This window comes from Massilia sp. BAP21 (assembly GCF_057801335.1).
On the sequence record NZ_CM173596.1, the window covers coordinates 1,153,569 to 1,172,552 of the forward strand.

Here is an 18,984-nt window from a genome sequence, read left to right on the forward strand (position 1 = left end):
TATATAGCGGCACCAGCGCGGCACGCCGCGGGCCGCGACCGGGGCGTCAAAAGAAAGTTGCAAGTGGGACTTGCAGAGCCGCGAGGCGCTGGCTATAATCATGCCTCTCTTGGCCTGGTAGCTCAGTTGGTAGAGCAGAGGATTGAAAATCCTTGTGTCGGTGGTTCGATTCCGCCCCGGGCCACCAAGAATTCAGCATTGCGACAGCCATGCAAACAAAAACGCCACCTTCGGGTGGCGTTTTTGTTTTTCCGCTGGCACATCAGCGAGCGGTTTCTGGTGCGCCAGGAAAAACAGCGTTCGTGCTACTTTGAAAATTGGTTTGGTCTACCGACGAATATTCAATGGAGCGAGCATGTCAAAACAGGCAGGCACCGATGACGAGGACGCAGCCAGGCGCCAGACGGTCGCGGAGTTCAAGCAGGCGGTGAACATGACGCCAGCCCAAATGGAGAAGTGGCTCGATACCGACGATTCCAGGCGTGTCGGCCAGAAGCACGGGAATGCCGAATCGACCGGGCACCAATCCGGACGCCGCATCGTCGAACTACTGCACCGGCACGCCCAGGACCTGAGTGCGGATGACATCGCGCACATGCGCAAGGTAATCGGGTACATCCACCGGCACCTGGCACAGAGGCCTACCAGGAGCGATCCGGCATCGAGCGACTGGCGCTATTCGCTGATGAACTGGGGCCACGATCCCGAGAAAAAGTAGGCCCGCTATCAAAGCCTTGCGCCATTGTCCGCACGCTTTCGCCCCGGAGGATGGAAAACCCTGGTGCCGGTGATTCCGCCCCCCAGGAATGCGGCAGCGAGGCCCGGCAAAACCCACCTCCGGGTGGCGCTTCCGGTTCGGGCCAACGGTGGCGTGCACCGTGTCCACGGTCGGGTCAGTAGAATACGCAGGCAAGAACGGTCAGCCCAGGCGATCGTTTGTCCCCCAGCCCAGCGGAGCCACATGAACGCCATCCTGCCCCTTTTACTGTCGGCCGTCATCGCCCATGCGATGCCTGCACGCGCACAAGACACCCAGCCCACGCAAGCCGCGCCGGCCATTACAACGATTCCCTCCCTGGAGGTGTCGCGCTACATGGGCAAGTGGTACGAGATCGCCAGGTTTCCCAACAGATTCCAGCGCGATTGCGTGAGCGACACGAGCGCGACCTATTCCGTCTTGCCGGACGGAAGAGTAAGCGTGGTGAACCGTTGCCGCCAGGCCGACGGATCGGAAAAAAGCGCGGAAGGCGTCGCGCGCCAGCTCGGCGGCCCGACCTCGCCCAGGCTCGAGGTGCGCTTCGCACCGGCCATCCTGTCCTTCATTCCGATGGTATGGGGCGACTACTGGGTCATCGACCTCGATCCGGATTACCGGCTCGCCGCCGTCAGCGACCGCAAGGGCGACTACCTGTGGATCCTGTCGCGCACGCCGACGGTGGACCAGGCTGCCTATGACGCGCTGGTCAAACGGATTGCGGCGCAGGGCCTGGATGTGGCGAAGCTTCAGGCCACGCCGCAGCGCTGAGCCGCACCGCCGCCGACATCACGCACCCACAATGAAGGAAACGAACATGCCACAAACCAATGCCATGAACCGCGCCCTGGTGCTGCAGCAGCGCCCGCACGGCGCACCCGACGCCGACACCTTCCGCCTGACGGAAACCCCGGTGCCGCAAGCGCAGGACGGCCAGGTGCTGCTGCGCACCCTCTACCTGTCGCTCGACCCCTACATGCGCGGACGTATCAGCGCCGCCAAGTCCTATGCGGCCTCGGTCGAGCTCGGCGCCGTGATGGTCGGCGGCACCGTCTCGCGCGTGGAAGCGTCGCGCCATCCGGACTTCCAGGTCGGCCAGCTGGTGCTGGGCTACAGCGGCTGGCAGGACTACGCGCTGTCCGACGGCGCCGGCCTGAACAAGCTCGACGACGACCCGCGGCTGGCCTCGCGCGCACTCGGCGTGCTCGGCATGCCGGGCTTTACCGCCTACATGGGCCTGCTCGACATCGGCCAGCCGCGCCCGGGCGAGACGGTGGTGGTGGCCGCCGCCAGCGGCGCGGTCGGCTCGCTCGTCGGCCAGATCGCGAAGATCAAGGGCGCGCGTGCGGTCGGCATCGCCGGCGGCGCCGACAAGTGCCGCTATGTCGTGGACGAACTCGGCTTCGACGCCTGCATCGACCACCGCGTGCCCGACTTCGCCGCGCAGCTGGCCGCGGCCTGCCCCGACGGCATCGACGTGTATTTCGAAAACGTCGGCGGCGCCGTGTTCGACGCCGTGCTGCCCCTGCTCAACACCAAGGCGCGCATTCCGGTCTGCGGCCTGATCGCCGACTACAACGCCACCGGCCTGCCCGACGGCCCCGACCGTCTCGGCCTGCTGGCACGCACCATCCTGACCAAGCGCATCCGCATGCAGGGCTTCATCATCTTCGACGACTATGGTCCCCGCTACGGCGAGTTCCACGACCAGATGCGCAGCTGGCTCGACGAAGGCAAGATCAAGTTCCGCGAAGACATCGTGGAAGGTCTGGAGAACGCACCGCAAGCATTCATCGGCCTGCTCGAAGGCAAGAACTTCGGCAAGCTCATCATCCACGTCGCCGACTGACGGCGCCCTTTTACCGGAGTATTCCATGAACATTTTGATGGTCTTGACGTCGCATGCAGAACTGGGCGATACCGGCAAGCAGACCGGCTTCTGGCTGGAGGAATTTGCCGCCCCCTACTACGCGCTGAAGGACGCCGGCGCCAACATCACCCTGGTCTCGCCCCAGGGCGGCCAGCCGCCGCTCGACCCGAAGAGCGACGCACCGGACGCCCAGACCGACGCCACCCGGCGCTTCAAGAGCGACGCCGATGCCCAGGCGGTGCTGGCCTCCACCGGCAAGCTGGCCGAGGTGAAGGCTGAGGATTTCGATGCCGTCTTCTATCCGGGCGGACATGGTCCGCTGTGGGACCTGGCCGAGGACAAGGCGTCGATCGCGCTGATCGAAGCCATGGCCGCTGCCGGCAAGCCGCTTGCCCTGGTCTGCCACGCTCCCGGCGTGCTGCGTCATGTGAAGGGCGCCGACGGCCAGCCGCTGGTCAAGGGCAAGCGCGTGACGGGCTTTGCCAACACCGAAGAAGACGCGGTCGGCTTGAGCGAGGTCGTGCCTTTCCTGGTCGAAGACATGCTCAAGCAGCACGGCGGCCAGTATGCGCGCGGCGCCGACTGGGCATCGTATGTGCTGACCGATGGCAAGCTGGTCACGGGCCAGAATCCGGCCTCGTCCGAAGAGGCCGCACAGGCCCTGCTCAAGCTGCTGGCATAGCCGGCGCCCTCAGGCCGCTTTCAGGCGCCACCCTGCGCCTGCGCCATTTCCAGCGCCGGCAAGGTCACCGTCAGGAACGACGATATCTGCGCGACCAGGTCGGCCGCCTGCTGGCGCACCTGCCCCATCTGCAGGATCGACAGCTCGGCCTGGCGCACCGCCTGCTGGACCAGCGTGCGGCGCTGCGTGAGCGTATCGAGCAAGGCGGCATCCGGCGAATTGGCGGCAAGCGTGGCCACCACCGCCAGCACCGCCCCATGCAGGCCCAGGTTCTGCGCCGACGCTTCCAGCTTGCGCATGGCGGCCTCGCTGTCGGCCAGCAGCTGCAGCAGCCCGGCACGCGATGAGGTCAGCACGGCTTTATAGTGTGCAGGCGGCGGCGGGCGGCGGAACAGCTTGCCGAACATGCCGGCCGGCTCGCGGGTACTTTCCAGCGCGGCATCGAGCAGCGCCGGCACGCCCATCCGGGTAAATTTCAAAACCAGCTCGGTGATGGGCTGGAGCAGCGCGGCCTGCTCCAGCAGGGGTTCTTCCGCCCAGTCCGTGACCAGCGCCAGCTTGACCGGCAGGATGCGCCGGAACAGGATGGCGAAGCGCCCTTCCGCGTGCGCGAACAGGGTCGGATAGTCGGCGCGCGCAAGCGCCAGGGCATCGCGCACCGCCGGGTGGTCTTCGCTGTCGAACAGCGCTGCGGGCACCGCCTTTGCGGTCATGCTGGAACTTGCCGGCGCCGCAGGAACGTCGTCGAACGACAATGCCCGGGGCGGAGCGCCGGCGGGCGGCGCGGCCTCCCCGGCCTCGCCGAAGTCAAAGGCGCGCGGCGCGGCCGGCAGGCTGGCCGGTTCGGCGGCAGGCTGGGCATCGGCGCCGAAATCGAAGGCTTTGGGTTTCTGGTCGGTCATCGGTCAGTCAGCATACGCCATGCGCGCTTCGAACGAGCCGGCAGTGCATCCTCAGACGGTACCGCCCAGCTTGCGGATGAAGGTCGCCAGGTTCAGCTTGAAGCCGGCGCCCACGGCGTGGAAGCGCCATTCGCCATCGCGGCGGTACAGCGAGCCGAACTGCAGCGCGGTCTTGTCCGAGTAGTCCTCGGTCAGGTCGTACTGCGCGATCGCTTCGCCCGTCTCGTCGTTGTACACCTTGACGTAGGCGCCCGAGACACGGCCGAAGTTCTGCTTGCGCGCCTCGGCGTCGTGGATGGTGACCACGATAGGCATCTCCATGACGGCCGGGTCGACGCGGCCCAGGTCGACGGTGATGACTTCGTCGTCGCCATCCTTGTCGCCGGTGCGGTTGTCGCCCGAGTGCACCACCGCGCCATCCGGCGAGGTCGTGTGGTTGTAGTAGACGAAATGGGCGTTGCTGATCATGACCGGGTTGTCGTCGGCGTCCTTGCGGCACAGGAATACCGACGAGTCGAGGTCGAAGGCCTGGCCGTCGGCCGCGTTGACTTTCCAGCCCAGGCCGATGCGCACGCGCTTCAGGCCCGGTGCGGTTTTTTCGAGGTTGATGCGATGGCCGGTTTCGAGCATCGTCGACATGGATTCTTCCTTTTTATCGTGAAATGAGTGGGTGCGCCAAACAGCCGGGGATCAGCCCACGGCCGGCGAGAAGCGGGCGATCAGGTCGCGTTCCAGCTCCTGCAGTTTCGGAAGCTCGTCCTTGCGGCGCTGCTGGCCCTCGTGCGAGATCTGCTCGAGCTTGTCGAAGGCGGTGATCAGCTGGGCCTGCACGTGCTGCGCCGTTTCCAGGCTGACCAGCGAGCGCTGCTTGGCGCGCGCCACGGTCTCGGTATTTTCCAGCAGCATGTCGGCCTGCGCGCGGAAGGCCGCGTCGGTGGCGTCGTAGGCGGCATTTGCCACCGCCGCGCTCTGCTTGGCTTCCAGCTGCAGCAGGTAGAGCGAGAACACGTTGCGCCAGGCCGGGATCGAGACGTTGACGATGTCGGTAAAGGTATCGGTCAGGGCGCGCGCATTGTCCTGCGACAGGCGGATCTGCGGCACCATCTGCGTGGCCATCAGCATGGCGCGGCGCAGGTCGTCGATGCGCTTTTCCAGGCGCTCCAGGCGGCGCTTCAGTTCGGTCGCCTGCTGGGCCTCGAAGGCGTTCGTCGGCGCGGCCTGCTGCGCCACCGCCTGGCGCAGGCGCTCGGCCCAGGCTTCGCCCTTCTTCACGTCGGCGTCCAGGCCCTGGTAATAGGTTTCCAGGCCCTTGTACATCTCGTCGAAGTCCTGGATGCGTTTACGGTGCACGTTGGCATGGCGGGTCATTTCCCCGACCAGGGTGTCCATGCGCGACTCGACCATCTGGTACTGCGACAGCATCTTTTCCTTGACCGAGCCGAACATGCCCGTCACGCGCGACAGCAGGCCGCCCGAACGCAGCTTGGCCGGGTCCAGGCCCTTCGAGGTGGCGATCAGTTCGTTCAGCTGGGTGCCGAACACGTCCGCATCCGACGCGCGCACGGTGCCGAGCAGCTTGGCCGACACCTTGGCCACGCCGGCGCCGGTGGAACCGCCCAGGGCCTCGATGGCCTTGTCGTCGATGCCGGAGATGTCGACCCGGACCTGCGGGGCCGGCGCCGGGGCCGCCTCGGGGCGCAAGGCCGGCAGCGCATCCATGCCGACGGGCGCCGACAGCGGCGGCAGCGAGGGAGCAGGGGCAGGCGCCGGTGCGGCGGAGGCGGCGTTCGCTTCTTCGTCGGAGGAGAACAGCGGTTTCATAACATTCCTTCAGGTTGAAATGACAAGAATAGCTTACCACTGGACAACCCTCGCGGGCGAGTACCCTGCCCGGCGCTCAGGTGCTTACCACATCAGATCGTCGGGGATCTGGTAAGCCGCGTACGGATCGTCCGGATCGACCTCGGCCGCCCGCTTCACCTGCACCACCAGCGCTGCGTCGCGCTGGGCGATCTTCTCGCCGATCACGCGCGGCACCAGTTCGGTGGCGTCGCCGATGCGCACGATCACCAGGCGCCCCGCCATCAGGTGCTCTTGCACCTTGCTTGAGACGTGGATGCGTTCGATCTTGCTGTTGTGCGTGAAGTTATAGGCGATGTCGCCGTTGCCCTTGGGTTGGCGGTTCTTCTGCACCAGGTCGAGGATCTGCGCCATGACCGCCTTTTGCTGGGCGGCCGCGTCGCGCTGGGCATTCAGTTCGCGCGCGCGCTCGGCGTTCTTGCGCTGCAGCTCGGCCGCGGCCAGCTTGGCTTCGTCCACGCTTTGCGTGCCGTGCCGGCGGTCGATCTTCTGCTGCTTGCTCTTGTCCTGCTGGACCTGCTTGGCCTTGCCCTTGTTGACCAGGCCAGCCTTTAAAAATTGTTCCTGCAACGATGCCATCTGTGGCGCTCCATCAATAAACGTCCGGCCGTGCGGCACGGATCATCCATAAGCATAGCAAATTGCCAGCCCCTTGCCGCCGGTCCTTCCACGCTCCCCGGCATCCCGGTGGAACCCGCCCGGGCAGCCGGCCCCGGAGCGCATCATCGGCGCAACACCTGGCGCCGCCGCGGGTGACAAGCGATGAAAACCTGCGTTACTATGTTGCGTTGCAGCAAAGTACAGTGCCGTAAATCAACAAGCACTTGCTTGCACATGAAAGCAACAAGTGACACCCACCACCGACATTGCGCACTGGCGCACCCACATCTTTTCCCGCCTGATCACGATCGTCCTCGTGCTCGGCATTGCCACGGCCGCGCCCAGCATCGTGGTCGCCGCGCGCGAGGGCCTGTGGCCGGTCATCGCGGTCGACCTGCTGGCGATTGCCTGGCTGGCCTGCATCTGGCGCCTGCGCGGCCTGCCGTACCGCACCCGGGTGCGGCACTTCATCGCCATCGTGTTTTTCGTCGCCACCGGCATGATGGTCAACATCGGCCAGGTGGCCCAGCTCTACCTGATCGCGCCGCCGGTTTTTGCAGCGGTGCTGCTGGGCATGCGTTCGGCCCTGGCCGCCCTCGGCCTGAGCGGCGCGATCATCCTGGGCCTGGGCCTGTCGGGTATCGTGGCGGCCGACGTCGCCGGCCTGCCGCCAGACGAAGCGGTGTCCTCGCTGCTGGTGGCGATGAACTTCATGTTCGTCGGCTCGCTCATTACGGTGTCCTGCGGCAGCCTGCTGCAAAAGCTGGAAGCCTCGCTGGGCGAGCTGCGCCTGTTCGCCGACACGCTGCAAGAAGGCCAGAGCGCCATGCAGCAGCTGAACGCGGAACTGCGCCTGGCCGCGGCGGCCGTATCGCAATTGAACGACAAGGTCGTCATCGCCCGCGCCGCGGCCCCGGGCCAGCCGCAGCCGATCATCTTCGCCAACGATGCCTTCCTGCGCGCCGCCGGCTATGCGCGCCAGGAACTGCTGGGACGCAGCATGACGCTGCTGATCGGCCCGAAAACCGACCGCGCCGAAGTGGCGCGCATCACCGCGGCCATGGAGCGCGGCCAGGGCGTGTCGGCCGAGCTGATGGTGCATGCGCGCGACGGCACGCCTTATTGGGTCGAACTCGAGGTCACGCCCTTCCTCGACGGACAGGGCGCGCTCACGCACTGGGTGGCGGTGGGGCGCGACATCGGCGAGCGCAAGAAGGCCGCCGGCGCCATCCACCGCCTGGCCTATTACGACGTGCTGACCGGCCTGCCGAACCGGCGCCTGCTGGGCGAGCGCCTCGAAGCCGAGCTGGCGCAGGCACATGCGGGCGAGGCGGGGGGCGGCGCCCTGCTCTTCATCGACCTCGACAACTTCAAGGTCGTGAACGACGCGCGCGGCCATGCCACCGGCGACGCCCTGCTGCGCCAGGCGGCGGCGCGCCTGTCCGCCCTGGTGGGCGAAGCCGGCATGGTGGCGCGCATCGGCGGCGACGAATTCGTGGTCCTGCTCACCGGCCTGGGCCGGGGCGAAGACGCGGTGTCACACGCCGCGCTGGCGCGCGCCCAGGACATCCGCGCGGCGCTGGCCGAGGACATCGAGATCGACGGCCACCGCTACAATTCCTCGGCCAGCATCGGCGTGGCGCCGCTACCGCGCCCGGGCCAGAGCGCCGACGATCTGCTGCGCGAGGCCGACACCGCCATGTACCGCGCCAAGGCCGGCGGGCGCAACGGCGTGGCACTGTTCGAGGCCACCATGCGCGCCGAGGTCGAGGAGCGCCTGACGCTGGAGCGCGAGCTTGGCCTGGCGCTGGCGCGCGAGGAACTGGCGCTGCACCTGCAATTGCAGTTCGATGCCGCCGGCAGCGCGGTCGGCGCCGAACTGCTGATGCGCTGGCGGCGCCAGGACGGCAGCAGCGTCGCGCCCGACGTGTTCATTCCGGTGGCGGAAGCGACGGGCCTGATCGTGCCGCTGGGCGAATGGGCGCTGCGCCAGGCGTGCCAGGCCTGGCGCCAGCTCGATGCGGCCGGCCACGCGCTGCCGCTGTCGGTGAACGTCAGCCCCTCGCAGTTCCGCCAGCACGGCTTCGTCGATTCGGTGCGGCGCCTGCTGCAGGAGACCGGCGTGCCGGCCAGCCAGCTGATCTTCGAGCTCACCGAAGGCCTGGTGGTGGGCCAGCGCGACGGCATCATCGCGCGCATGGGCGAACTGGCCGCGCTCGGCATCCGCTTCTCGATCGACGACTTCGGCACCGGCTACTCGAACCTGGCCTACCTGAAGCGCATGCCGCTGTACGAACTGAAGATCGACAGGAGCTTCATCCGCGACACGCCGCACGACGCCGACGGCACCGCCATCGTGCGCACCATCCTGGGCATGGCCGCCCACCTGCGCCTGCGCGTGGTGGCCGAAGGCGTGGAGACGCCGGAGCAGGCGCGCTTCCTGGCCGAGCACGGCGCGCCGCACATGCAGGGCTACCTGTTTGCGCGGCCCATGCCGCTGGCCGAGGTGCTGGCGCGGCTGGCCGGCGGAGAGGCGCGCCACGCCGCCTGAGGTCGGCAACAGACCTGTTCCGCAGCAGGCAGTGCCCAGCCGCAACCGCGCTCTCGCCTGCCAGGCGACGGCCTATACTGGCCTGTAACGTCATCCTGCGAGAAACCTATGCCTCCTCACCTCGGCCTGGTGTGCATCACCGCATCGAAAGAGGTCCGCTACCGGACCGTTACCCGCAAGCGCCTGCTCGAGCAATCGCTCGATGGGCAGCGCAAGATTCTGGAAGATATTTTCCGCGATAACATCCAGACCTTCGACGGCGCCATGCGCTATTGCCAGCAGAACGGCATTTCCCTGTACCGCCTGCCGTCCTCGATCTTCCCGTTTTCCGACGAGCCGATCGGGCGCGAGATCCTGGCAACGCTGGCCCCGATCCTGGCGCGCTCGGGCGAACGCGCAACCGCCGCCGGCATCCGCCTGGTGATGCACCCGGACCAGTTCGTGGTGCTGAGTTCGGATTCGCCGGCGGTGGTGGAAAACAGCGTCAAGATCTTGCAGATGCACGCCGACATCATGGACTTGCTGCAGCAGCCGCGCTCGCCCTGGGCCATCCTGGAAATCCACGGCGGCAAGTCCGACCGGGCCGACGCCCTGGTGGCGGCGATCGGCCGCCTGCCGGAGGCGATCCGCTCGCGCCTGGCGCTGGAAAACGACGAGTATTCGTACAGCGCCGAAGAAATCTACGCGATCTGCAAGCGCGCCGGCGTGCCGATGGTGTTCGACGCCCACCACCACATCGTGCACGAAAAGCTCGACAGCTACGAGCACCCGAGCGTGGCCGAGATGCTGGCCAAGGCGCGCGAGACCTGGCCCGACCCGGCCCAGCAACTGGTGCACATCTCGAACGGGCGCGAAGGCTTCAACGACCGCCAGCATGCCGACCTGATCGCCACCATGCCTTCCTCGTATGCCGGCGCGCCGTGGATCGAGATCGAAGCCAAGTCCAAGGAAGAAGCCATTGCTGGCCTGCGCGACTGGGTCAGCGCGCTAGCCGGATGAGGTGTAAGTCCAGTCCGACAACCTGTCGGGAATTTTGACAGGTTGATGACATCTTTTTTCGTATTTGTAATTTTTCCTCTCGAAAACAAGCACCTGGGAAACTGGCACGCAATATGCGTATGCCTCCAGCGTCGGCGGAAAGCTTCCGTCGTCATGCTGGGGGTTGCGCCGAAGCTGCTCTCTCGACGCTGCCCCACTGTTCACCACTTTGGAGGCGCAACTACATGATGAAGAAAGCATTGCTTGTTCTGGCATTCTCAGGCGTCGCAGCATCGGCCCAGGCCGGCTTACTGATCAACGAAGGTTTCAACAATGTTGCCGACCTCGGCGGCAAAGGCTGGGTGATCGATAACGCCGGCACGCCCGGCGGCACGACGCCTGCCTGGTACCAGGGCGACCAGGGCATCTTCGAGGCACAAAAAGGCGAAGCCAACAGCTACGCCGCTTCCAACTACAACAACGCCGCCGCCGGTGGCGACCTGTCCAGCTGGCTGATCACGCCCGAGTTTTCCACTGCCATGAACGTGATCGTGTCGTTCTGGCTGCGCGCCGACGGCGTCGGCGGCTACAGCGACCAGATCGCCTTCGGCTTCAGCAACGGCAGTACCTCGCTGACCGACTTCACCCTCGAACCGGCCTTCACCGTTCCGACCGGCGAGTGGACCCTCTACAAGGCACGCCTGAGCCTGCAAGGCGCCGATTCGACCGCGCGCTTCGCCGTGCAGTACACCGGCCCGGCCGATGGCGCCAACTATGTCGGCGTCGACAGCCTGGCCGTGAACGCAGTACCGGAACCGGCCTCGATGCTGATCCTCGCCGGTGGCCTGGCTGCCCTGACCGCCGCACGCCGCCGCCGCAGCTGAACCGGGTGACTTTCCTTTCGGGCTGGCGTCCAACACGCTGCCCACCCTCGTCGTTCTGGAACACATCGCTACCAGGAGATCGTCATGTCACAGAAAGTAACGTCCCGCCTGCGCCTGTCGTGCGCCGCCGGCCTCGGCCTTGCCCTGCTGGGCCTTGCCAGCCTCCCGGCCGCCGCGCAACAAAGCGCGCCGGCAGCATCGAACGATAACCTGACCGTCGTGCGCGACGCCGAGACCGGCAAATTGCGCGCGCCCACTGCCGCCGAAGCGGAAACCCTGAAGCAATCCGGCAAGGTCAGCGCCATGCGCAAGGCGCCGCAAGCCACCCTGCAGAAATTCAACGCCAACGGCGCTACCGGCGTGCGCATGACCGACGAGATGATCAGCACCTCGGTCGTGGTGCGCAAGCCCGACGGCTCGCTGGAAAGCCAGTGCTTCGATTCCCACGGCGCCGCCGATGGTGCCGCCGCGGCCGGCCACGTCCATACCCTCACCCCGGTCACGGAGTAACCATGCGCTCAGTCAATCACTCGCATCTCTCCCGTTCGCTTATCGCCGTTGCCGCCCTGCTCGCCTGCGCGGCAAGCCAGGCAGCCACCATCAACATCCAGAGCCGCGATCCGGCCGGCGTCGGCTTCAACGACACCACGCCGGTGGCGCCAATCGGCGGCAACCCGGGCACCACGCTCGGCCAGCAGCGCTTGAACGTGTACCGCTACGTTGCCGACATCTGGGAACGCAACCTGCAAAGCAACGTCACGATCACCGTCAGCGCCGGCTGGGAAGCCCTGACCTGCTCCAGCAGCTCGGCCGTGCTGGGCAGCGCCGGCGCCTGGAACATCTGGCGCGATTTCCCGAACGCGGTGCCCGGCACCTGGTATCCGCAAGCGCTGGCCAACAAGCTGGCCGGCGTCAACCTGAGCGCCGGCAACCCGGACGACGGCAGCGGTTTCGGCAACGTCGACATCAAGACCCAGTTCAACATCAACCTCGGCAAGCCGGGCTGCCTGGACGGCAGCGGCTTCTACCTGGGCCTGGACGGGAATGCCGGCAGCCAGGTGAACTTTGCCACCACCCTGCTGCACGAACTGGGCCACGGCCTGGGCTTCTCGGTGCTGACGGTCCAGACCGCGACCGGCAACCGCCTGAACGCAGCCGGCTCCGGCTATGTGGCGAGTGGCGGCGTGCCGAGCATCTGGGAACGCCACATGTTCGACAACACGCTGGGCAAGACCTGGCTGAACATGAGCGCGCCGGAGCGCCGCTTCTCGGCCATCAACCCGCTGCAGCTGGCGTGGATCGGCCCGAACGCAGTGGCCGGCGCCTCGATCCTGCGCCCGATCCCGGTGCTGAAGACCCTGTCGCCTGCCTCGGGCGGCAACCTGCAGATGGACTTCAACGCCTCGCCGTTCGGCGTGGTGCCGCCGGCCGGCACGCTCGGCGCCCTGACCACGATCGTCACCCAGGCCGGCGAACTCGGCCCGGGCTGCAGCCCGTACAATGCGGCGAACACGACGGCGGTGCGCGGCAAGGTGCCGATCATCCTCCGTGGCGGCTGCACCTTCGCCGAAAAAGTGAAGAATGCGCAGAACGCGGGCGCGGTCGGGGCGGTGCTGGCGAATAACGTGGCCGGCGCCCTGCTGCCGGGCGGCACCGACGGCTCGATCACGATCCCGTCCTTCGGCGTCAGCCAGGCCGATGGCGCGGCGCTGATCGCGGCGGTGAATGCCGCCAGGGGCTACGGCACGCGCGGCCAGGCGGGCCAGGTCACGGCCGTCCTTGGCTCGGACCCGAACCGCATCGCCGGCGCCGACCGCCTCGGCCGGCCGCTGCTGTACACGCCGAATCCGCTGGTGAGCGGCTCGTCGGTCTCGCACTGGGACGTGACGGCCTCGCCGAACCTGCTGATGGAGCCGAACATCAACGCCGACCTCACCAACACGCTGGTGCCGCCGAAGGACCTGACGCTGCCTCTGCTGAAGGACATGGGCTGGTAAGATGTGAACGAAGGAACACCGGGTGGCCGGCTTGCGCCGGCCACCCGGTTTTTTATTGCTGCGGCAGATGCACGCTCATGTGCTGCGCTTGACGATCACCGCCTCCAGGTACTCGGACGGCACCACCAGCGATGCGCCGCCCGCCGTATTCGCGCCTTGCAGCATGCAGGTGATGTCGGCTTCCAGCGCGGCCTGGCCAGTGCCGTCGAGCGCTGCAAAGGCTTTCTGCACCGGACCGTAGTAATCCTTGAACACCTGCAGCCAGTGCCCCGTCGAGGCATAGCGGAACAGGAACTGGCGGCGCGTGATGCGGATGCCTGACGCCTGGTCACCGAACAGTTCGCGCAGGTAGTCCTCATTCCCCCACAGCGCCGGCGAACGCACCCCGGCCGGCGGCGGTACGTATTTGCCGATCGTCTTGAACAACTGGCCAACCAGGCCTTCCGGCGTCCAGCTTGCCACGCCGATGCGCCCGCCGGCACGGACCACGCGCAGCATCTCGCTGGCCGATCTTGCGTGGTCGGGCGCGAACATCACACCGAACGTGGACAGCGCCACGTCGAACGCGCTGTCGGCGAACGGCAGGTCCTCGGCATCGGCGACGCGGAAATCGATCTTCAGGCCTTCGGCCTCGGCCCGCGCCCGGCCCTTGTCGAGCAGCGCCGGCACGTAGTCGGTCGAGGTCACGCGGGCGAAGCGGTGCGCCGCGGCCAGGCTGGCGTTGCCGTTGCCGGCGGCCACATCGAGCACGGTCTCGCCGGCCCGGATGTCGGCGGCTTCGGCCAGGGTTTCGCCGACGATCTGCAAGGTGACGCCGATCACGGCAAAGTCGCCGCTGGCCCAGGTGGCCTGCTGGCGTTGCTTGATGGCGGCAAAGTCCGGCTGGGCGCCGGCGCGCCCCTGCGGCAAGGTTGAAGTCGATTGCGTTGGCTTGTCCATGGTGGCATCCTCCCATCTCCTAGTTGAAGATGACGAGTATCGCGCGCATGCGCAGCGGCGGCTTGCTCCAGCGTCGCGCCGGTTTGCCCGCGCATCCTGAACCGATGGGTATCGACACCTTGTCCGATGTGCTGCGCTCGGTACGCCTGCGCGGCGCGGTCTTCTACCAGCTCAGTCTGCCGACGAACTGGGCAGTGGAAGCGCCGCCCCTGCGCGACCTGGCCGGCCTGCTGTTTCCCGACGCCGAGCACGTCATGGAATACCACGTGCTCACGCGCGGCAGCGGCTGGGTCGCGGTGGCCGGCCTGGCGCCGGTGCGCCTGCAGCCGGGCGACACCATCATCCTGCCGCACGGCGACGGCCACGTGCTCTCCAGCGACCCGGCCCAGCAGCCCACGCGCATCGATCCGGCCTGGGTGGCCGCCACCCGCGACGCACCCAAGCCGATCCCGATCGTATTTCACTCGCAATACGAGATCACCTGGGGCGAGCCGGCCCAGGCGGCCGAGAACGGGGTGACCTGCGGCTTCCTCAGCTGCGACCGCCACCCCTTCAACCCGCTGCTCGGCGCCCTGCCGCGCCTGCTGCACCTGCCGGCCAGCGGCGCCAGCGCGCGCACCGACCTGGCCGCCCTGGCCGCGCGCGTGGAACAGAACCAGCCGGGCGCCGCCGCCCTGCTGGAACGGGTCAGCGAAACCATGTTCATCGACGCCCTGCGCCGCTACCTCGAGCACCTGCCGGCCGGCAGTACCGGCTGGCTGGCCGGACTACGCGACCCGCAGCTGGGCCGGGCGCTGGGCCTGATCCACCGCGCGCCGGCGCGGCCCTGGACCATCGACGACCTGGCGCGCGCCGCCGGCCTGTCGCGCTCGGTCTTCTGCGCCCGCTTCCTGCGCTTGCTGGGCCAGCCGCCGATGCAATACCTGGCGCGCTGGCGCATGGAGGCGGCGGCCGGGCTGCTGCGCGACAGCCGGGCGCCGGTGGCGTCGGTGGCGCTGGAAGTCGGCTACGAGTCGGAGGCGGCATTTGCGCGGGCGTTCAAGCGCGAGGTGGGGACGTCGCCGGCGCGCTGGCGGCGCGAGCATGTGACGACGGGTTGATGCTGCATTCAAGAAATTATGGACTTGCGGCTAGTTCATGCTAAAATTCGCCGCCTTGGCCTGGTAGCTCAGTTGGTAGAGCAGAGGATTGAAAATCCTTGTGTCGGTGGTTCGATTCCGCCCCGGGCCACCAAGAATGCCGCATCGCTGACGATGCAAACAAAACGCCACCTTCGGGTGGCGTTTTTGTTTTCGCGGCCCGCATTGACGCTGTGGATGAGCCCGGCCATACTCGCGGCTTCTCGATTGCCGAGCTGCAAGCCGGCACCGTCCCGACGCGTAACCTGGAGTCCGCATGCCACCTGCCCCCATGATCACCAACGACGCCGTCATCCTCGGCATGCTGGCCGCCATCCTCGGCGGCGTACTCTGGACCGCCTCACGCGAGGACGGATTCTGGAAGAAGTTCTACAGTTACGTGCCTGCCCTGCTGCTATGCTACCTGCTGCCTTCGCTGCTCAATACGCTGGGCGTGATTGACGGCGCGGGCTCGAAGCTGTATCCGGTGGCGCGCGACTACCTCTTGCCCAGCTCGCTGGTTCTGCTGTGCGTGGCAATCGATTTCAAGGCCATCGTCCGGCTCGGCCCGAAAGCGATCATCATGTTCCTGACCGGCACCGCCGGGGTCATGCTCGGCGCCCTGGTAGCGTTCGAAGCGATGCGCGTCATTCATCCCGAGACGGTGGCCGGCGACACCTGGCGCGGCATGACGACGGTAGCCGGATCCTGGATCGGTGGCGGCGCCAACCAGGCCGCCATGCGCGAAGTATTCGACGTCGACGCGACCATGTTCGGCCAGTTCGTCGCCGTCGATGTGCTAATCGGCAACGTCTGGATGGCGGTGCTGCTGTTCCTCGCCAGCCGTGCCCAGGTGTTCGACCGGTGGACCGGCGCCGACCTGACGGCCCTGAACCGCCTGCGCGACAGCATCGAGCACTACCAGGCGCAGCACGCGCGCATCCCGACCCTGACTGACTTCATGGTGATCCTGGCCTTCGGCCTGGGCGCGACCGGGCTGGCGCATTTCCTGTCGCAATTGCTGGTGGCGTGGGTCAATACCCTGCCGGCCGAGTGGCGCCTGCAGGACTACAGCCTGAATTCCGGCTTTTTCTGGATCGTCGTGATCGCCACCACCATCGGCCTGCTGCTCAGCTTCACGAAGGCGCGCACCTATGAAGGCGCCGGCGCCTCGCGCATCGGGAGCGCGATGCTGTACGTGCTGGTGGCGACGATCGGCATGCAGATGGACCTGAGCGCCCTGCTCGACCGCCCGTGGCTGTTCCTGCTGGGCCTGATCTGGATCGCTTTCCATGGCGGCCTGATGATCCTGATGGCGAAGCTGATCCGCGCGCCGCTGTTCATGATGGCGGTCGGCTCGCAGGCGAACATCGGCGCCGCCGCATCGGCGCCCGTGGTGGCTAGCGCCTTCCACCCTGCGCTGGCGCCGGTCGGGGTGTTGCTCGCCGTGCTGGGCTATGCGCTGGGCACGTACGGCGCCTATATCACCGGCATTACTTTGCGCGCGATCGCCGCAGGCTAGGATCGACCGTCGCGTGCCGCAGCCCGCTCGCCCCCTTGCCATGATGTGGCGGATGAGTGGAAACGAACGATCGCTTCCTGGGCTGCGCTCAAGGTCGTATGCAGCGTATGGCACGGTGCGCTGGGTCCTACACATCGTCCCACTTGAGCCACTTCGCAGCGGTCGCGCGCGTGATGCCAAAGACCTTTGCCGCTTGGCGATCAGACAGGCCGGAATCCTTGATTTCCTGCTACCTATCGTTCCAGGTGCCAGGGAAACCGGGGCAATCGGCCTTAGTCTTTCCTTTCCCTGAATTCACCTTCAATCACCGTGTCGTCGGCGCTATTGCGCGCGTTGCGGCCAGGGGCAAATCTCGAAAACGGCGATGCCAGCCGCTTGAACACGGTTCTTTTCAGCCATGGATAGCCGAGAACAAAAGCCGTCGTCAATCCTGTGAATGCTGCGGGCACGTAGTCGCCTTGTGACAGGAAGAGCAGCAAGGTGAGTGCGAGCAAGCTCACAATGAGCGGCCGGCGTGCAGGTTTCGGCAGCAGGCCAATAATGCGCAGCCTGCCATTGCTTATCCACGGAAACCGTGCGAACAAGGCGCCAAGCAGCAGGCCGGCCAGGAACCGGCTTGTGCCGAGTTGATCGGCCAACACGCCGACGACGAGGAAACCGGTGTAGGTCATCGTGCCGGCCAGGGCGGCCAGCACGCATAAGACAAGGGCAATCGTTAGCCTGGGCCTGCCGACCGCCAATCTGATGAAGGAACCGAGGATTTGTGTACTCCTGCAAATGAATCGGAATGCTGCCGCAAAATTTTAACAGCACTCCCCCGTCTCAGGGTTTCGAACCGGACCAGGCAAGGCGCGCCGCGCCGCATCTGTTCCGGCTCCGGTAGCCGAAGTGACGGTAGCAAGGATGCCAGACACCCGGCATTACTGGCTGTATCGATTCGGATTGCCTTTGTTGTACTGGTTCGCATTGCCATCCTTGAAGACGGCCGGGCCATCCAGGCTGACGCGCACATCCGCGCCATTCCAGCGCATCCAGGGCGTGTGCTCGCTGCCCGACGCCGACGTCAGCCCGGACGGCGCCAGGACGATCGTGTCGCCGTCGATGATGGCGGTGCCGATCACGTAGGTGTAGACACTGTCGTCTTTTGCCGCCGCCGAGCGGGTGAAGTCGTAGGCGCATTCGACCACCTGGTCGCCGTACTCCATGCGCATCACCGGCCTGAGCGACGCCACCGATACCGCGCCATTACCCAGCGCCGAATACACGCTGAAGACGAGCGCTACCCGGCCTCCCACGAGACCGGCAATGCCGGCATTTACCTCCACCGTTTCCGTCGCCGGCATCTTGGCCGACGCTACCGTCACGTCGCCGCAATGCAGCACATACGGCGTACGGTCCAGGGCGCCTGGCGAGGCGGGTGCGGTGACCAGCTTCATGCGGCCGTCGGCCAGCAGGATGCCGACGCGCAGGTCGAGATCGTCGTTGTCGTCGTCACCATCGCCGTTGTCCTGCCAGGTGGCGCGCACCGTGATCTTGCGTGGGGCGGCAGCGCCCTTGACCAGCGATACGGTATGCCGTTCGCCGGCCTTGGTCAGGGTGATCTTGGAGAGCGAGACCTTGGCCGGGGCAGGTGTAGGGGCTGCTGCCGGCGCCGCGGCCGGTGCCGCTTCGGTGCCGCCGAAATGGGCCAGCAGCGCGGACAGGCCACCCGCGAAACCCTGGCCCACGGCGCAGAAACGCCACTGCCCGTCGCGGCGATAGAGTTCGGCCACGATCACGGCTTTTTCGGTGTCGAAGTCCTTGCCGGAGAAGCGGAACACGGCATTTCCGATCGTCATGCTGCTCGCCCCCAGGCCGCGCATGCTGCCGGCGCCGTCGAGCGAAGCGGAAAATACCAGCCGCTCTACCGTCGCCGGCAAGTCATCGAGCCGCAGTGCAAACGTCGACGCCTGGCCGGAGGTGGACAGGACAATCGCATTGCCAGGGCTCGCCATCTGGTTGAAGAACACCATGTAGCGGTCGTCGGACAGCTTGCCGGCCGCATCCACGCCAAAGCAGGCCACATCGATGCTGCTGCCGGCCGCTGGCGCCAGCAGCAGTTCCGTCGATAGCGTCGAAGAACATCCCAGGTCGGAAAGTTTGCTTCGGTGACCGCGAACAATCTCAGCCATTGTGATGTTCCTCCAGTATGTGTGATTGAATATTTCTCCTCAGAAAATTATAACGAAAGAGCGCCGTGTTGCGGCATGCATCCTGTACATCCTTGCGCTGTTATGCCGGGCATCAAGCGGTCGTCGCTTTAACCGCCAACAGCTAGCCGTGACGAC

Annotated in this window: 18 protein-coding genes, 2 tRNA genes and 1 pseudogene; 13 read left to right on the forward strand and 8 right to left on the reverse strand. The window is 66.4% G+C overall.

Annotated elements, in window-relative coordinates; translation table 11 throughout:
• Positions 1 to 111: 111 nt before the first annotated feature.
• The 5 genes from ACWYRN_RS05105 (at position 112) to ACWYRN_RS05125 (ending at position 3,306) form a co-directional block, all read left to right on the forward strand.
• Positions 112 to 187: transfer RNA gene (locus ACWYRN_RS05105), tRNA-Phe, on the forward strand.
• 168 nt (positions 188 to 355) lie between these two features.
• Entirely contained in the window at positions 356 to 718 is a 363-nt protein-coding gene (locus ACWYRN_RS05110; protein WP_488691432.1) for a DUF3140 domain-containing protein, read from the forward strand.
• A gap of 243 nt (positions 719 to 961) precedes the next feature.
• Positions 962 to 1,525, forward strand: a complete 564-nt coding sequence (locus ACWYRN_RS05115; RefSeq protein ID WP_488691433.1) for a lipocalin family protein — start codon at positions 962 to 964, stop codon at positions 1,523 to 1,525.
• 46 nt (positions 1,526 to 1,571) lie between these two features.
• Positions 1,572 to 2,603 (forward strand): NADP-dependent oxidoreductase, encoded by a 1,032-nt coding sequence (locus ACWYRN_RS05120; RefSeq protein WP_488691434.1) that lies wholly within the window; start codon positions 1,572 to 1,574, stop codon positions 2,601 to 2,603.
• A gap of 25 nt (positions 2,604 to 2,628) precedes the next feature.
• Positions 2,629 to 3,306, forward strand: coding sequence for a type 1 glutamine amidotransferase domain-containing protein (locus tag ACWYRN_RS05125; protein WP_488691435.1), 678 nt, complete (start codon positions 2,629 to 2,631; stop codon positions 3,304 to 3,306).
• A 20-nt stretch (positions 3,307 to 3,326) separates the two neighbouring features.
• Here ACWYRN_RS05125 and ACWYRN_RS05130 read toward each other — a convergent pair whose 3' ends face one another.
• From ACWYRN_RS05130 to ACWYRN_RS05145, 4 genes are all read right to left on the reverse strand, one after another.
• The gene (locus ACWYRN_RS05130) at positions 3,327 to 4,208 is read right to left on the reverse strand and encodes a hypothetical protein (RefSeq protein WP_488691436.1); all 882 of its coding nucleotides are present in this window, start codon (positions 4,206 to 4,208) and stop codon (positions 3,327 to 3,329) included.
• A 51-nt stretch (positions 4,209 to 4,259) separates the two neighbouring features.
• Positions 4,260 to 4,847: a TerD family protein gene (locus tag ACWYRN_RS05135; RefSeq protein ID WP_488691437.1), complete on the reverse strand. Its 588-nt coding sequence runs from the start codon at positions 4,845 to 4,847 to the stop codon at positions 4,260 to 4,262.
• A gap of 51 nt (positions 4,848 to 4,898) precedes the next feature.
• Positions 4,899 to 6,029 (reverse strand): toxic anion resistance protein, encoded by a 1,131-nt coding sequence (locus tag ACWYRN_RS05140; RefSeq protein WP_488691438.1) that lies wholly within the window; start codon positions 6,027 to 6,029, stop codon positions 4,899 to 4,901.
• An 84-nt stretch (positions 6,030 to 6,113) separates the two neighbouring features.
• Entirely contained in the window at positions 6,114 to 6,647 is a 534-nt protein-coding gene (locus tag ACWYRN_RS05145) for a DUF2058 domain-containing protein (RefSeq protein WP_488691439.1), read from the reverse strand.
• A 268-nt stretch (positions 6,648 to 6,915) separates the two neighbouring features.
• Between ACWYRN_RS05145 and ACWYRN_RS05150 the strand changes: the two genes are divergently transcribed.
• The 5 genes from ACWYRN_RS05150 to ACWYRN_RS05170 all read left to right on the forward strand — a co-directional run bounded on the left by ACWYRN_RS05150 (position 6,916) and on the right by ACWYRN_RS05170 (position 13,078).
• Positions 6,916 to 9,219, forward strand: coding sequence for a putative bifunctional diguanylate cyclase/phosphodiesterase (locus ACWYRN_RS05150; protein WP_488691440.1), 2,304 nt, complete (start codon positions 6,916 to 6,918; stop codon positions 9,217 to 9,219).
• 108 nt (positions 9,220 to 9,327) lie between these two features.
• A complete protein-coding gene (gene uvsE, locus ACWYRN_RS05155) occupies positions 9,328 to 10,218 on the forward strand; it encodes a UV DNA damage repair endonuclease UvsE (protein WP_488691441.1) in 891 nt (296 codons plus the stop codon).
• A gap of 224 nt (positions 10,219 to 10,442) precedes the next feature.
• Positions 10,443 to 11,081: a choice-of-anchor J domain-containing protein gene (locus ACWYRN_RS05160; protein WP_488691442.1), complete on the forward strand. Its 639-nt coding sequence runs from the start codon at positions 10,443 to 10,445 to the stop codon at positions 11,079 to 11,081.
• A gap of 84 nt (positions 11,082 to 11,165) precedes the next feature.
• A complete protein-coding gene (locus ACWYRN_RS05165) occupies positions 11,166 to 11,591 on the forward strand; it encodes a post-PEP-CTERM-1 domain-containing protein (protein ID WP_488691443.1) in 426 nt (141 codons plus the stop codon).
• A gap of 2 nt (positions 11,592 to 11,593) precedes the next feature.
• Positions 11,594 to 13,078, forward strand: coding sequence for a PA domain-containing protein (locus ACWYRN_RS05170; protein ID WP_488691444.1), 1,485 nt, complete (start codon positions 11,594 to 11,596; stop codon positions 13,076 to 13,078).
• Between the two features lie 75 nt (positions 13,079 to 13,153).
• Here ACWYRN_RS05170 and ACWYRN_RS05175 read toward each other — a convergent pair whose 3' ends face one another.
• The gene (locus ACWYRN_RS05175; RefSeq protein WP_488691445.1) at positions 13,154 to 14,017 is read right to left on the reverse strand and encodes a class I SAM-dependent methyltransferase; all 864 of its coding nucleotides are present in this window, start codon (positions 14,015 to 14,017) and stop codon (positions 13,154 to 13,156) included.
• Positions 14,018 to 14,046: 29 nt separating this feature from the next.
• Here ACWYRN_RS05175 and ACWYRN_RS05180 point away from each other — a divergent pair, with 29 nt between their 5' ends.
• From ACWYRN_RS05180 to ACWYRN_RS05190, 3 genes are all read left to right on the forward strand, one after another.
• Positions 14,047 to 15,117: an AraC family transcriptional regulator gene (locus tag ACWYRN_RS05180; RefSeq protein WP_488691446.1), complete on the forward strand. Its 1,071-nt coding sequence runs from the start codon at positions 14,047 to 14,049 to the stop codon at positions 15,115 to 15,117.
• A gap of 57 nt (positions 15,118 to 15,174) precedes the next feature.
• Positions 15,175 to 15,250 (forward strand) — tRNA-Phe (locus ACWYRN_RS05185).
• A 162-nt stretch (positions 15,251 to 15,412) separates the two neighbouring features.
• Positions 15,413 to 16,657, forward strand: coding sequence for a DUF819 family protein (locus tag ACWYRN_RS05190; protein ID WP_488691447.1), 1,245 nt, complete (start codon positions 15,413 to 15,415; stop codon positions 16,655 to 16,657).
• A gap of 65 nt (positions 16,658 to 16,722) precedes the next feature.
• Here the strand turns inward: ACWYRN_RS05190 and ACWYRN_RS05195 are convergent.
• From ACWYRN_RS05195 to ACWYRN_RS05205, 3 genes and pseudogenes are all read right to left on the reverse strand, one after another.
• A pseudogene (locus ACWYRN_RS05195) lies at positions 16,723 to 16,880 on the reverse strand (IS481 family transposase); the annotation flags it as partial.
• A gap of 49 nt (positions 16,881 to 16,929) precedes the next feature.
• Positions 16,930 to 17,352, reverse strand: a complete 423-nt coding sequence (locus ACWYRN_RS05200) for a hypothetical protein (RefSeq protein ID WP_488691448.1) — start codon at positions 17,350 to 17,352, stop codon at positions 16,930 to 16,932.
• A gap of 225 nt (positions 17,353 to 17,577) precedes the next feature.
• Positions 17,578 to 18,828, reverse strand: a complete 1,251-nt coding sequence (locus tag ACWYRN_RS05205; protein ID WP_488691449.1) for a TerD family protein — start codon at positions 18,826 to 18,828, stop codon at positions 17,578 to 17,580.
• Positions 18,829 to 18,984 lie beyond the last annotated feature (156 nt).

Bases quoted from the DNA above. Each gene is read 5' to 3' on its own strand.
- ACWYRN_RS05110 (WP_488691432.1), top strand. From the start codon at position 356: ATGTCAAAACAGGCAGGCACCGATGACGAGGACGCAGCCAGGCGCCAG.
- ACWYRN_RS05115 (WP_488691433.1), top strand. From the start codon at position 962: ATGAACGCCATCCTGCCCCTTTTACTGTCGGCCGTCATCGCCCATGCG.
- ACWYRN_RS05120 (WP_488691434.1), top strand. From the start codon at position 1,572: ATGCCACAAACCAATGCCATGAACCGCGCCCTGGTGCTGCAGCAGCGC.
- ACWYRN_RS05125 (WP_488691435.1), top strand. From the start codon at position 2,629: ATGAACATTTTGATGGTCTTGACGTCGCATGCAGAACTGGGCGATACC.
- ACWYRN_RS05130 (WP_488691436.1), bottom strand. From the start codon at position 4,208: ATGACCGACCAGAAACCCAAAGCCTTCGATTTCGGCGCCGATGCCCAG.
- ACWYRN_RS05135 (WP_488691437.1), bottom strand. From the start codon at position 4,847: ATGTCGACGATGCTCGAAACCGGCCATCGCATCAACCTCGAAAAAACC.
- ACWYRN_RS05140 (WP_488691438.1), bottom strand. From the start codon at position 6,029: ATGAAACCGCTGTTCTCCTCCGACGAAGAAGCGAACGCCGCCTCCGCC.
- ACWYRN_RS05145 (WP_488691439.1), bottom strand. From the start codon at position 6,647: ATGGCATCGTTGCAGGAACAATTTTTAAAGGCTGGCCTGGTCAACAAG.
- uvsE (WP_488691441.1), top strand. From the start codon at position 9,328: ATGCCTCCTCACCTCGGCCTGGTGTGCATCACCGCATCGAAAGAGGTC.
- ACWYRN_RS05160 (WP_488691442.1), top strand. From the start codon at position 10,443: ATGATGAAGAAAGCATTGCTTGTTCTGGCATTCTCAGGCGTCGCAGCA.
- ACWYRN_RS05165 (WP_488691443.1), top strand. From the start codon at position 11,166: ATGTCACAGAAAGTAACGTCCCGCCTGCGCCTGTCGTGCGCCGCCGGC.
- ACWYRN_RS05170 (WP_488691444.1), top strand. From the start codon at position 11,594: ATGCGCTCAGTCAATCACTCGCATCTCTCCCGTTCGCTTATCGCCGTT.
- ACWYRN_RS05175 (WP_488691445.1), bottom strand. From the start codon at position 14,017: ATGGACAAGCCAACGCAATCGACTTCAACCTTGCCGCAGGGGCGCGCC.
- ACWYRN_RS05180 (WP_488691446.1), top strand. From the start codon at position 14,047: ATGACGAGTATCGCGCGCATGCGCAGCGGCGGCTTGCTCCAGCGTCGC.
- ACWYRN_RS05190 (WP_488691447.1), top strand. From the start codon at position 15,413: ATGCCACCTGCCCCCATGATCACCAACGACGCCGTCATCCTCGGCATG.
- ACWYRN_RS05205 (WP_488691449.1), bottom strand. From the start codon at position 18,828: ATGGCTGAGATTGTTCGCGGTCACCGAAGCAAACTTTCCGACCTGGGA.